The organism is Stenotrophomonas sp. YJH_SMC_135 (genome assembly GCF_059372355.1).
On sequence record NZ_JCAFVN010000003.1, the window covers coordinates 1 to 13179 of the forward strand.

At 65.9% G+C, this 13179-nt stretch carries 12 protein-coding genes; 8 read left to right on the forward strand and 4 right to left on the reverse strand.

The features are described from left to right. Positions 1–4026, reverse strand: a 4026-nt coding sequence (locus AC5P98_RS10925) for an RHS repeat domain-containing protein (RefSeq protein ID WP_495230018.1), incomplete at its 3' end; no start/stop codon positions are given. Positions 4027–4383: 357 nt separating this feature from the next. Between AC5P98_RS10925 and AC5P98_RS10930 the strand changes: the two genes are divergently transcribed. Further along, positions 4384–5205, forward strand: coding sequence for an alpha/beta fold hydrolase (locus tag AC5P98_RS10930; protein WP_495230019.1), 822 nt, complete (start codon positions 4384–4386; stop codon positions 5203–5205). A 35-nt stretch (positions 5206–5240) separates the two neighbouring features. Here the strand turns inward: AC5P98_RS10930 and AC5P98_RS10935 are convergent, their stop codons facing one another. After that, on the reverse strand, positions 5241–6035 hold the full coding sequence (locus AC5P98_RS10935; RefSeq protein ID WP_033835087.1) for an AraC family transcriptional regulator: 795 nt from the start codon (positions 6033–6035) through the stop codon (positions 5241–5243). 79 nt (positions 6036–6114) lie between these two features. On the opposite strand from AC5P98_RS10935, the gene AC5P98_RS10940 reads away from it, so the two are divergent. From AC5P98_RS10940 to AC5P98_RS10960, 5 genes are all read left to right on the forward strand, one after another. After that, on the forward strand, positions 6115–8076 hold the full coding sequence (locus AC5P98_RS10940; RefSeq protein WP_495230020.1) for an FUSC family protein: 1962 nt from the start codon (positions 6115–6117) through the stop codon (positions 8074–8076). A gap of 4 nt (positions 8077–8080) precedes the next feature. Then, positions 8081–8290 carry a DUF1656 domain-containing protein gene (locus tag AC5P98_RS10945; RefSeq protein WP_014647401.1) on the forward strand — a complete coding sequence of 70 codons (210 nt, stop codon included), beginning with the start codon at positions 8081–8083 and terminating at the stop codon, positions 8288–8290. A gap of 1 nt (position 8291) precedes the next feature. Beyond that, complete coding sequence (locus tag AC5P98_RS10950; protein WP_049407293.1) at positions 8292–9176, forward strand: HlyD family secretion protein; 885 nt, start codon at positions 8292–8294, stop codon at positions 9174–9176. Then, positions 9173–10609: an efflux transporter outer membrane subunit gene (locus tag AC5P98_RS10955; protein WP_099476109.1), complete on the forward strand. Its 1437-nt coding sequence runs from the start codon at positions 9173–9175 to the stop codon at positions 10607–10609. Before AC5P98_RS10950 ends, AC5P98_RS10955 begins: the two co-directional genes overlap by 4 nt. Positions 10610–10742: 133 nt before the next feature. Continuing rightward, on the forward strand, positions 10743–11090 hold the full coding sequence (locus tag AC5P98_RS10960; protein ID WP_049407297.1) for an RcnB family protein: 348 nt from the start codon (positions 10743–10745) through the stop codon (positions 11088–11090). Positions 11091–11141: 51 nt separating this feature from the next. Here the strand turns inward: AC5P98_RS10960 and AC5P98_RS10965 are convergent, their stop codons facing one another. Beyond that, positions 11142–11456: a hypothetical protein gene (locus tag AC5P98_RS10965; protein WP_049407299.1), complete on the reverse strand. Its 315-nt coding sequence runs from the start codon at positions 11454–11456 to the stop codon at positions 11142–11144. 17 nt (positions 11457–11473) lie between these two features. Next, positions 11474–11785 carry a hypothetical protein gene (locus tag AC5P98_RS10970; protein ID WP_234413053.1) on the reverse strand — a complete coding sequence of 104 codons (312 nt, stop codon included), beginning with the start codon at positions 11783–11785 and terminating at the stop codon, positions 11474–11476. 352 nt (positions 11786–12137) lie between these two features. On the opposite strand from AC5P98_RS10970, the gene AC5P98_RS10975 reads away from it, so the two are divergent. Further along, positions 12138–12452 carry a YbbD-related protein gene (locus AC5P98_RS10975; protein ID WP_234413054.1) on the forward strand — a complete coding sequence of 105 codons (315 nt, stop codon included), beginning with the start codon at positions 12138–12140 and terminating at the stop codon, positions 12450–12452. Between the two features lie 167 nt (positions 12453–12619). Continuing rightward, a complete protein-coding gene (locus AC5P98_RS10980; RefSeq protein ID WP_049407302.1) occupies positions 12620–13150 on the forward strand; it encodes a Cif family virulence factor in 531 nt (176 codons plus the stop codon). Positions 13151–13179 lie beyond the last annotated feature (29 nt).

Genomic DNA, 13179 nt, shown 5'->3' on the forward strand with positions numbered 1-13179 from the left:
CCACTCCCAGATCGAGACATTCCGTACCGGATCGATCACCACGCGCGGCGTGCCCAGATGATCCGGCTGCACGTAGGCCAGCTCCGGCACGCCGGTAGCCGGCGTGTTGATCAGTGCCACCGGGTAGTTGTCCAGCCAGATGGCCTGCTGCTGCGCCTGCCCCGTGGCCGAGTAGTTGCCCAGCCACTGCCCCGCCTCGTCGTACAAGGTGATCTGAGCCGCGCCGGCGGCCGCGGAGCGCAACACGCGCTCGCCGCGATGGTTGTAACCGTAGCTTTCCAGCACCGCATTGCCCTGCTTCACCGCGTTCATGCGGTTGGCGTCGTTGTAGGTGAACGTCTTGCTGCCGATGCTGGTGGTATTGCCCACCGCGTCATGGGTGCGCGCCTCGCCATCCACTGCGGTCAGCCGGTGGCTGGTTGCGGGATAGGTGTAGCTGGCGGTGCCTGCCGACGTGGTCAGCGCGGTGCGATTGCCGGTGGCGTCATAGGCATAGGTTTCGATCGGCGTGCCGGTCGTACCGTCCTGGGTCTGGGTCAGGCGACCCAGCGCGTCGTAGGCGTACTTGGCCAGCACCGACGAGCCTGCGCCGTTCTTCAGCTCGGTAATTGAACCGACCGGGTCATAGCCGTAGCCCAGTGACAGGCCGCCCGCGGCCGGGTCATGCACCGCTTGCGGGCGATAGTCCAAGTCCAGCGGACGCTGCAGCTGGCGGCCATTGCCATAGGTCCAGCCCGTCGCCGGGCCGAAGGCCGCGTAGGTCACGTAGTTCACCACGATCTGGCGCGCTTGGCCGGGGCGGGTGAGGCCGATCTGAGTGATGCGGCCCTGGGTATCGCGCACGTAGTCGGCCACGCTGCCGTCGGGGTAGGTCAACGCAGTCAGGCGACCCGACTTGCTGTAGGCATAGCGCAGTGTGCTGGCCACACCATTGACGGTCTGCACCTTGCGGGTGACCTGGCCGAAGCGGTCATGGCAGTACTGGGTACTGCCATTGGCATGCAGCACCTGCCCCAGGCGTCCCTTGGCAAAGCGCTCGTCGGTGGCACAGGCAGTCGGTGCCACGTCATAGCTGTAGCCCACGTCCAGATTGGGGTCTGGATAGGCAATGCCGATCAGGCGGTTGAGCGCATCGTAGTGATAGGTGGCGGTGACGCCGCGTGCATCGGTAGCCGTCTTGCGGTTGCCGGCGGCGTCCACGGTGAAGCTGCTGGCGCCACTGTCCGGGCTGACCTGCCCGGTCAGGTCACCAAACCCGTTGTAGGCATAGGTCGTATGCAGGCCTTTCGGGTCGGTGACCTGGGTGACCTGGTCCAGCGCGTTGTACTGGCTGCGGATCTCCGCCGCCACGCCGCCGACATCCTGCAGGCTCTGCGCCAGTCGGTTGAGCGGATCGTACTGCTGGCTGGTCACGCGCTGCAGGGCGTCGGTGATCGTCTGCGGGTTGCCGTTGGCATCGTAGGCAAAGCCGGTGGCGTGATTGCTCGCATCCTTCAGTGCGGTCAGCTGGCCGAGCGTGTTGAACGTCCGTGCCAGGGTGCGACGCAGGGTGCCGCCAGTATCCAGCGTGTCTTCCTTGAGGCGGTTGCCGGCATTGTCCAGCGTGTAGTGAATGGTGTTGCCTACGTTGTCCTCGATATCAGTCAAGCGCAGCGCCGCATCGTAGACATAGGAAACGCTGCTGCCGTCGGGCTCGGTGATCTGTTGCACCTGGCCGGTCGGCCAGTAGCTGATCTGGGTCACCCGGTCCTCGGCTGTGGCGGCACCGCGCACGGTGACCGAGGTCGGCCAGCCGCGGGCATGATAGGTGTAGTCGGTCACAATGCCGTTGGCATCCTTGACCGACAACGGCCGCCCGAACGCGTCGTAAGCCAGAGTCTCGGCCGTCTGGCCCAGCGCATTGGTCACGCTGCGCAGGTCGCCCTTGCGATAGCTGCAGGCACCTCCGGTCGCGCACCCTGCATCATCCGCCGAGTAATAGGCATAGGTAACGGCATCGGCCACATCCGTGCGCGGGCCATCCACAGTCTTCAGCAGCCCCTCCACCGGGCAGCTGCCTGCCGCTGCCACATCAGCGGCTTCGCAGTAGGTGTAGCTGGTGATGCGCGTCTGACCGGACGCGGTGTCGGTCACCGTGTTGGTTGTCGGCTGACGCCGGGTATTGAAGGACGTTCGGGTTTCACGATTGCCGATGCGGGTGGTCAGTACCGCATTGATTTCGACGTCGCGCGCCGTGGTCACCACCCGCTGCTCGGGCAGGCCGAACGCTTCGGTCACGGTATGGATGCTGACGGCACGACCACTCACCGGGTCGGTGCCCTGCGCATAGGTGTGCTTGGTCTGGATGCCGCGGCGATCGGTGTAGGTATCCAGACGCCGGCGGAAGTCGACACTCTGGTCGTAGTAGGTTCGGCTGACGGTTCCCTGCGAATCCGTCAGGCCGGTCACCTTGCGCGACGGAGCGCTATCGCCACCGGGTGTAAGGGTGTAGTCGGTCTGCCGCCCCAGCGCGTCGGTCACCACCGCACCACCATTGGGGCTGTAGGCCAGTGTCACGCCATCGGCACCGCCGGCATGCTGACTGGAAATCACACGACCGATGGAATCGTAGGTAAAGGCGCTGTAGCGGCGACCGTCCTCGGCGGTGATACCCGTCAGGTGCTGGGGGAAGTCCTGGTTCTCGTAGTGATACGTGCGCACACCGTCACCCGCATAGGTCACCGTGGCGACCTGGTTCTGCGGTGTGTAGGTGTAGGTGGCGAGCGAAATGCCTTCGACCAGCACCGAACTGATCAGCGCCTCATAGTCGTTGGACTGGTAGACGAACTCCAGTGTGCGGCCACTGCTGTGGGTAACGGCCGCAAGGCGGTCGCTGTCGTCGTAGATATAGGTCAGCGACGTGCCATCCGCGAAGCGCTTGGCGGCCAGACGCCCGTCCGCGCCGAAGGTCGAGATGGAGCCCTTCGAGTACAGTGTCCAGTTGCCGTTCTGGACCAGACGATCGCCACTGTCGTCGTCCGCCTCATAGGCTTGGCCGACCTTCTTGAATGCACGCTGGAAACCAGTACTTTCAATGATGCCCACACTGTCAACGCCATCCAGTGCCAGGTGGGCGCCCAGCGAATGGGTCCAGCCATAACCGAAGCCGCCGGATGAGGTGGAGATGCCGGAGTGATAGAAGCGCGTCAGCGCGATCCAGCCCAGATCGAAGTCCGGCGCGATCTCGTACTTCTCGCCCGTTTTGACGTCGCACGGATTGCCTACGGTGCCGTCGCAAGGCGCGTTGTTTGCCTCCTCACCTTTTTCTGTCGAGGGACAACTCGGACCCGCGCTGTCCTTGTCGCACTTCTGCGACTTCGAGGTAATGGTTGCAACGAATTCTTCGCTGACGCAGGCGTTGTGTGTGTTGGACCACTGCGTGAAGGGGATCGGGCAGTTCAAGCGTCGCATGCGAGCAAGCCCTGTCGTTCCTGCGTCGAAGGGCACGCACGGAGACTCCGCCGAATTGCTGCCCAGCATGCCGGTGACCCGGTACTCTCTGACCTCCGAAATTCCGTCCATCCCTGGAGCAGTTGGGCCCCATTCTCCTTCCGGCACAGCAGTTTCCCCAGGACACTGGGGATTGATGTCCTGCAAGTCTGCAATGAGCGCTTCCAGCACTTCCTCTTCGGACAGGAAGCCACCATCACCCGCGCCGTAGTAAGTCCAGTCAGGGTCGGAGGGCTGCGTCCTTCCCATCCAGTAGGTGATCGACGTGTTTCCGTTCAAGTCCACGACTTTCGACTTGATCTTGTCGACGTACTGCCAGCCGAACTGGAACTCCGGCGGGAAGGGGCTGGGCGCCGGCAGGTTCTTGATGCCGGCCACCGCCGCCTGCTGGGTCTTGTACTGGGTCGCATCGCCGCCGGGCTGTGAAATGCGCCAGGTGATCTTGCTTTCCTGCGCATGCGCCACAGCAGGGGCGAAGCAGCCGAGGGCTACAATCGCCAGCGCGGCACGCGAGAGGGTCTTCAGTCGTTCCAACATCCCTGTTCTCCTTCCTGGACGAACACAGCGCCGGCGGGAACGAGAACGCGGAGCTGTGCCCACGCGTCATGCATCGGATCGTCCTTGGTCCGGAATGCGGCAGTTGCCACATGCCGCCTTTATCGTTGAGGACGCTTACACATTCAAGTGTGGAGTCGCGTAACCGATCACAGATTCAAGCATCCAACGCCATTCAGCGGTCTACGCTCCGCCCCATGACTTCCTGCACAGGGAGTCGGTGTTATACCTCACTACATTACCAGCACGACCTGTCGCGAGGTCGGCAGGCTGCGGTGCTCCGCTGCAGACCTGACCCATCGGAAGGGCTGGCACGCGTCACGGCCCAGGGGAATGGCAATGAAGAGCAGCCGAGTGACGTTGTGGGTGCTGACCGCGATGATGGCCACTGCAGGCACCGCCCACGCAGGGGAAATCCAGGTGGATCGCGGCGCCTACGCGCTGCAGGCCGAAGAGACCGGGGCCGGCCCGATCACCGTGCTCTTTGAATCCGGCTTCGGGCAGGGCGCGGGGGCCTGGAAGGAGGTGGTTGCCGGTCTGGGGCGCGACTACCACAGCATCACCTACGCCCGTGCGGGACTCGGCAAGTCCGGCAGCGACGGTCACCCCAAGCGCATCGATGCGCATCTGGCCGACCTCACAGCCGTGATCGATACGCTCGCTCCCGGTCGCCGCGTTGTGCTGGTGGGTCATTCCTATGGCGGCCTGCTGGCCACGGAGTTCGCACGCCGTCATCCGGAGCGCCTGCTGGGCCTGGTGCTGGTGGACCCGGCCACGATGGGGCAGCGCCATGCGTTCAAGCAGGCCGACAGTGCACGCGTGCAGGCAGATGATGCCCAGCTGCGGGCGATGCTGCCGCCAGCCATGGCCGCCGATTACGCCGTGCTGACCGAACAACTGGATGCACCCGGTGCGGAAACCCCGCGCACGATGCCGGACGTGCCGGTGGCGCTGCTGACTGCAACCCAGCTGGCTGCCGAACCGCTGTTCTTCGAAGAAACCGCAGCGGGCAAGGCGCTCTGGAGGGCGCAGCACGCCCTGCTCTTCTCAGGCTTCACGCGTGGCTCGCACCGCTACCTGGCGACCGGCCACACCCTCCAGCGCGAGGACCCTGCTGCGGTGGTGGCCGCGATTCAATCGGTCTCCGACACCTCGAAGTAGCCGTTCCAGGCAACGGCTTCGCCCGCTGTTCCCCGCTACTGCCCGCGCAGGCGCACCGCGAAGTACCGCGCTGGGGAAAGGCCAAGCGCCTTCTTGAACATCGTGATGAAGGCCGTCACCGACTCATAGCCCAGCGTCTCGGAAACGCGTTGTACCGGTGCACCGGCGGCGAGTTCCCGAATGGCGATGAGCAGGTGCAGCTGCTGCCGCCAGCGCCCGAAGGACAAGCCCGTTTCCCGTTCGATGAGCCGGGTCAACGTGCGCTCGCCGAGGGCCAGGCGCACGGCCCACTGGCCGATGGTGCTGCGGTCTGACGGATCCGCCGACAGCGCCGCAGCCAGCGCACGCACCTTCGGGTGATGGCTGACCGGCAGCGACAGATGCTCAGCCGGCATCTGTACCAGCTCGTCCAGCAACACCCGCGCCAGTCGGTCGGTGTGGCTGCCATGCGGATAGTCCAGCGGCGCGTCGGCCAGGTGCAGGATCATCTCGCGCAGCATCGGCGAGATGGCCAGCGTCACGCACTGCGCCGGCAGGTCGACGATGCCGGGCTCGACGAACAGGTAGCACAGGCGCGCGTTGGCGGTGGCGCGGTTGCTATGCGGCATGCCGCCCGGAATCCAGACGCCACACTGGGGCGGCACGATCCACAGCGCATTGGCCACTTCGCAGGTCACCGCCCCATGCAGCGCAAGAATGAGCTGACCCTTTCGATGCTCATGCACCGGAATTTCCGCGTCGTGCTCGGCCACCTGCAGGCGGCTGGCAACCGCCGGGCGATCGGTCTCGTCAGGGTCCAGGTCAAAGCCGGGGAGCGAAATGCGAGCCATTCTCACATTGACCGGTTTTAGCGATTGATTGTCATTGTAGCGAAATTCGCCGGTGCGGCCGATCACTAGCATGAGCCGCATGCACGCCCCCACTCCTGCCCGTCCCCACGTGTTCCAGGCATTCGCCCGGTTGAAAAGCCCTGCCCTCAGGACCGATCAGGAGGCGGTGCTGTTCTCGCTCAAATGCCTGCTCGCCGCGTCGCTGGGGCTGTATGTCTCCCTGCGGATCGGCCTGAATCGCCCATTCTGGGTGATCGGGACGGTCTATCTGGTGTCGCAGCCCCTTTCCGGGGCAACACTGAGCCGCGGCCTGTTCCGCCTGCTCGGTACCGTGGGCGGGGCCATCGCCACCGTCGCGCTGGTGCCACATTTTGCCAATGCCCCCCTGGTGCTGAGCGCCGCGCTCGCCACCTGGATGGCGCTGTGCCTGTACCTGGCGATGCTCGACCGCACGCCGCGTGCGTATGCGTTCCTTCTGGCCGGCTACACCACCAGCCTGATCGGGTTTCCTGCGGTGATGGTGCCGGCAGACGTGTTCACCATCGCCATCACGCGGGTGCAGGAAATCGCCATCGGCATCCTGGCCGCAACGCTGGTACACGCGCTGGTGCTGCCGCGCCGGGTCTCGATACGCGTGCACGCGCGGGTTGCTGCCGTGCTGGATGATGCGGAACGATGGACGCGCGACATGTGCGCCGGTGCATCGGACACGGTGCTGGCGACGGACCGCTCGAAAGTGGCCGCCGACCTGCTCGAGCTGCATGTGCTGTCGATCCACCTGCCCTTCGACAGCGCCCACGGCGTGGCCCAGGTGCAGATCCTGCGTGCCCTGCATGACCGGATGCTGGACGTGCTGATGCTGTCCAGCGCGGTGGAAGATTCCATCGCCCGGCTGCGCTCATCACAGGCCAGCGCGATGGATTCGCCTGGCTGGCGCGAGCTGATGCAGACCGGCCTCGCCGCGCAACAGGCCGAGCTCGACCTCGCCCACGCCGACTGCCGCGTGCTGCAGGCACAACTATGCGCTGCCCGGCCCGACTGGCGCCGGCATGTACCTGCCCGCCTTGCCCGACATGCGCAGGGTGCGGTACTTCACCGGGATCATCGGCTTGCCCTGCGCAGCGCGCTGGGCGCGTTCGTCGGCATCCTGCTGAGCTGCGTTCTGTGGATCGTTACCGGCTGGTCGGAGGGCGCCACGGCGGTGTCCATCATCGGCACGGCGTGCGTGCTGTTCGGCACGATCGAAGCGCCTGCGCCGCATGTCATGCGCTATCTGGTGGGGTCGTCGATCGGCGCTGCCCTCGGCCTGCTCTACGGTCTGCTGATCTTCCCCGCGCTGTCCGATGTCGTCGGCCTGATTGCCGCGCTGGCGCCTGCGCTGCTGCTGTGCGGATCGTTCCTGGCCCGGCCTCCCTTCATCATGGCTGCCCTGGGCGTGGTGCTGACGTTTCCGCTCATCGCGGGACTGGGCGCGACCAATACGGTCAACATCGTCGGCGCACTCAACAACAGCGTAGCGTTGTTCGTGGGTACGACAGTGGCACTGTGCAGCATGCAGCTGTTCCAGACCGCCGATGCGGGCCGCAACCGCGCACGGCTGGAGCGTTCGATCCGTCGGGGTATCGCACGACACGCCGCCGGACAAGGTGGCGTGGCCCGGGCCTGGCTCAGCCGCATGCTGGATCGAATCGGGCTGCTCGCTCCCCGGTTGCGGGGCGGTTCCAGTGCCGCAGACGACCTGCGGGCATTGTTTGCGGACGGGCGTGCGGTACGTGCATCCAACCAACTCCGCGCACTGGACAAGTGCCAGGACAACCCGCAGGTCCGGGTGCTTCATGCGGCGCTGATCGAACGCGTCGCAGCACATTTCAGGGTTCGTGCCCACGCGCCACGCAGCGTCGACGCCCATCTTCTGGAACTGCTCGACCGCATGCGCGAGGCAGCAGTGGCCAGCAGCGGGGATGATCGTGAGCATCTGTCGCACCTGCTCTGCGGATTGCGCCGCGACCTGCTGGCGCCTGCTCTCACCCTTCGGCACTGACCTCATGTTTTCTGATCTCTCCATTGATGGCGTTCTGATCCCCGGCCTGCTCGCCGTGGCCGCCGCCGCGCTGGCGCTGTCGATGCTGACCTCGCGCCTGCTCGCCAGTCTCGGTCTGTACCGCTTGTTCGCCGCGCGACCACTGGTGGGCCTGTCCCTGTTCGTGATCCTGGCGGAGCTGATGATCCGGCTCTCGCCCCTGCTCGAGAAATGAAATGAAACACCTGCTTGCTGTCATCGGGCGCTGGAGCGCTACGCTGGTTGTATTCGCGATTGCTGTCGTCGCCGCGCTGTCCATCTGGAAGCGTTACGAAACACGCCCGTGGACGCGGGATGGACGGGTCCGCGCCGATGTGGTGCGCGTTGCGTCGGACATGGGGGGGCTGGTCACCCAGGTGCTGGTGCACGACAACCAGCGGGTCAGCGCCGGACAACTGCTGCTGGTGCTGGATCAGCCACGCCTGGCTGCCGCGCTTGAGAAGGCCGACGCAGCGGTCAGCAGCGCACGCGCGACGCTGGCGCTGGCCCGCCGCGAATCGACGCGGGACAACGCACTGGGCAACCTGGTCGCCTCGGAGACACGCGAACGCAATGCCGCCAAGGTCGATACCGAGCTGGCCGCCCTGGCGCAGGCGCGGGCCGAACAGCGCGTTGCCCGGCTCAATGTGCAACGCACCGAGGTGCGCGCGACCACCGATGGCATCGTCACCAACCTGGACCTGCACGCGGGCGACTACCTGCAGCCAGGGGCGCAGGCGCTGGCGCTGATCGACACCCGCAGCCTGCGCATTGAAGGCTACTTCGAGGAAACCAAACTGGGCTGCATCACCGAAGGCGATGCCGCCGTGGCCCGGCTGATGGGCGACACCCACGATGTCCGCGGACACGTTGACAGCATCGCCGCCGGCATTGCCGACGATCAGCGCTCAAGCACGCACAACCTGCTCCCCGCCGTGGCGCCGACGTACACCTGGGTGAGGCTGGCACAGCGGATCCCGGTACGCATCCGCATTGATGATGCGCCGCCGGATACCCGCCTGATCGTCGGTCGCACTGCGAGTGTGACCATCACGCCCCCGGCACAGGGAACCTGCAAGTGAGCCTGCGAACACTACGCGGTGGGCTGCTTGCCCTGCTGCTGCCGATGACGGCCTGCGTCTCCGGCCCCGACTATCACCTGCCTGCGAATGCCGTCGCTGCCTCCACACGCGCGGCGCAGCCGTTCGTCTCGGGCAAGGAGGCATCGTTCAGCCACGACGCGCCACCGGATCGATGGTGGCAACTGTATGGCGACCCCCAGCTTGACGGCTACGTGCGCGAAGCACTGGCGGCCAATACCGACCTGCGCGCCGCCGATGCCAACCTTCGGCGCGCCAGTGCTACCGCGCTGGAGTATCGCGCGCGCGGTGCCGTACAGGCCGACGTGGATGCATCGGGCACGCTCACCCATGCCGGTGGCTACACCCAGGCGTCGGCCGCCCCGCAGTCGTACGCGCTGGGCCTTCACCTCTCCTATCCACTGGATCTTGCAGGTGGCATCCGCCGCGGCATCGAAGCCGCCAACGCCGACGCGGCGGCCGTCGCTGCGGTGCGCGACCAGGTCCGCGTGGTCGTCGCTGCGGCCGTCACCCGTGCCTATCTCCAGGTGTGCACCCGCAATCACACGCTCGCTGCAACCCGGCAGGTGCTGGCGATACAGCGCGACACGCTGGAGGCAACCCGTCGCCTGGCTGCAGGCGGGCGCGGAACGGACTTCGATGTCAGCCGTGCCGGTGCCGCGGTCAACCGCAGCGCGGCGGCGATACCGCACCTGCTGGCGGAACGGCAGGCCGCACTGTTCGAACTGGCCGCATTGATGGGCAGGCTCCCGGCGGACTATCCCAGGGAGGCCGAAGCCTGCCCACGCCCCCCGGAGCTGGAGCAGGCGCTGCCGGTCGGTGATGGTTGGCAGCTGCTCCAGCGGCGCCCCGACATACGTGCCGCCGAGCGCAGCCTTGCGGCGGCCACGGCGATGATCGGCGTAGAGACCGCAGACCTTTATCCGCGGGTCACCTTGGGTGGGTCCCTGGGTACGGCAGGCACGCGAGTTCAGCTGCTTTCCGCCGACGGTTTCGGGGTGAGCGTCGGGCCACTGCTCTCATGGCACTGGCCCAACCGCCGCGTAGCCAAGGCCCGCATCGCGGCGGCCGGCGCCAATGCAGATGCCGCTCTCGCGTCCTTTGACGGCGTCGTGCTGCAGGCTCTGCGGCAGACCGAGACCGCGCTTTCTGCCTGCACGCAGGAGCTTGAACGCGAGCGCAGCCTGGCGCAGGCGCGTGGGGATGCAGCGCGGGCCGCCGGGCAGGCGCAGCAGCTGTACCGTTACGGCAGGATCGATTTCCTCGATGTGCTTTCGGCCCAGGCCGCGCTGGCAGATGCGGAGTCCGCATTGGCTGCATCGCGCGCGGACCGGGTCGACCGCCAGCTGGATCTTTTCCTGTCGTTGGGCGGAGGCTGGGCCGCAACGGATTCGGCCGCGCGCGGTGCCCGGTGACCCGTTCAGGGCAGCGACTGCACGCCGCGCCGTCTGTTCAGGAACGTACCGCCTACACCCGTATTCATTCACTCTGACTGCCCTATATTCCTGCCACAGCGCCGCATGCTGCGGCCATGACGGAGGCATATCCATGAAGACAACACGTTTGCTGGCCATCGCCTTGACCACCGCCACCGCTTTCGCTGCGGCCCCCGCGTTCGCCGATCCGCCGCACCACGCCCGTGGCAACGGCCCGCCGCCGCACGCAGGCGGCCCGCACCACCGCGATGCGCCGCCGCCGGGCTGGCAGAAGAAGGCCTGGCGACGTGGCGAGCGCCTGCCGTGGGCCGAAGTGGACCGCCGCTACTGGGTAGACGATTACGCGCGCTATGACCTGCGCGAACCGGGCCGCGACCGGCGTTGGGTGCGCCAGTCCGATAACGAGTACCTGCTGGTGGAGATCGCCACCGGCTTGATCGTCGACGCCCTGCATCGCTGAAGCGACCTGCAGCGTCCGCACACGCAGCGATTTACATCGGTGCAGACACTCTTACGACCGGGGCCGTCCCGGTCGGCGGTGTCTGCGCCCACGGCGCCCCGCCCGCCTCTGCGGCCCGCCATGCATGCCCTCCCGCAGCGCGATGTACCCGCATATCAGCGCTGCGGCAAAGAGCCCCAGCGCCACCAGTAATTCGAATCCTCGATCACCAAAAAGCAGGCGGATGGAGATCTGCAGTGAGCACAGCTTGCCGCAGCGCAGGCCCTGCTCCTTGAAGCCATGGATGAGCACCAGTACGCCCATCAACGTGCACCACGCCATCAGGGCCAGGCTTGCGATGAAGATGAAAGGACGATGGATACGCATGCGCTTGCTGCGGTCCTCTACGGTGATGTCAGGCGCGACGTTGCGATCACGCGATCGGAAGCATCCAGTTGCACCGACCAGGCTTCGGTGTCCAGTCCCAGCCGGTTCTCATACCACCATCGCTGCGCACAGCGACCACTGCATCCACGGCTGGCATAGCGGGTAAAGGGAACATCGGCGTGCTCCACCACGTCAGGGGGCCCCAACGCCCGCAGTACCTCGATCCTGCTCGCCCCGACCGGGACCGAGGCAAGCGCGTGGGAATGCCACGCCGAGATCGCCGAGCAACCGGCCACGTACGCCACGAACAGCCCGACCAGCCCCCACATCAGTGTCCTCATTGACAGATCCCCTCCTGCGCCGCGCGCCCGCGCATCATCCGCGCAGACGCTCTTCGACGTCAAACTTCAACGACAAGCGGACCTGTTGCAGCGCCCGGCAACCGTGCTAGCGTGCGCCGACCGATGATTCAGGATGAACGCAGGGACACCCGTCGATGGCAGGCAAGCGCCGGAAGGACAGGATCACGCAGGAGCACGGTCTGTTCGTGAAGCGGTACGGGCCCAAGGGCGGCGCCATGCCAAATCCAGCGACCGGCCCTGCGACTGGAACTGCGAGAGCGGCGCAAGCGCCTGGCGCCGGAAGATCTGGTCAGGCTGCTTACCGGCTGGGACGACAACGATGATCAGCCCTGAAGGAATGATCCGGCGCGCCATCGTCGTGACGCTCTGCAGTGTGCTGTGCGCCTGCGGCCTGGTGATGGATAGTTCGTTCGACACGCTGCGCGAGGCGCTTGACTCCGACATGGTGAACAAGGGATGGATTCCCAGCTGGGTGCCCCACGAGGCGACCGACCTGCGCGAGGTACACGACCTCGACTCGAACACCAGCGCGCTGGCCTTCTCCAAGCCTCCTGCGATACCACTGCGGCTGCCTGCGGATTGCCAGGCAACCACATTCAACGACAGCGATCCTGTTGCGTTCGATCGATACTGATGGCCGGGCGACGGGACGCTCAAGTCGTCGTACCGCGTCTTTCGCTGCGCGCCCGAATCCGGAAAATCAGTCTTCGTCGCCATCAACAGGACCGAAGACCCCGTGCTCTTCTGGCGAACCTACGCGCGGTGATGCGCCCGCGCCACCCTATTCCTCCCCAGGACCCCATGATGCCCAACGCACGTGCACGCTTCGCTGCCCTCGCCTTTTTCCTCCCGGCGTGCTTGCCGGCCCACGCCGCAAGGAACGCCCCCGCCGACGTCAAGGCGATCGAACAGGTGGTCGAAGCGTTCCGCACCTCGCTGATCAACAAGGACAGGCCGACCTACATGGGCCTGTTCTTCTCTGATAAACCGGAAGACATCGGCTGGCAGTTCGTTTCCGAGGATGTGCGCCTGCAGGACATCCGCAAGGCCAAGCCCGATGCGATCAAGGCACGGCAGATTCCCGCCAACAACTTCATCGCGCTGATCGACGGGGCGATGGCCTCGCCGAAGCCGAAGGAGGAGAAGTTCTCCAACACGAAGATCGAAACGGACGGCGATGTGGCCTCGGTCTCGTTTGACTACAGCTTCCACGACGATGGGGTGAAGACCAACTGGGGCAAGGAAATGTGGCAGCTGGTCCGCACCGAGCAGGGCTGGAAGATCTTCTCGGTGATCTACTCGATCCGCGATTCACGCAGCCCGGGCGATTGAACGTCGCTTGACCGGGCCGAACCCAGGCC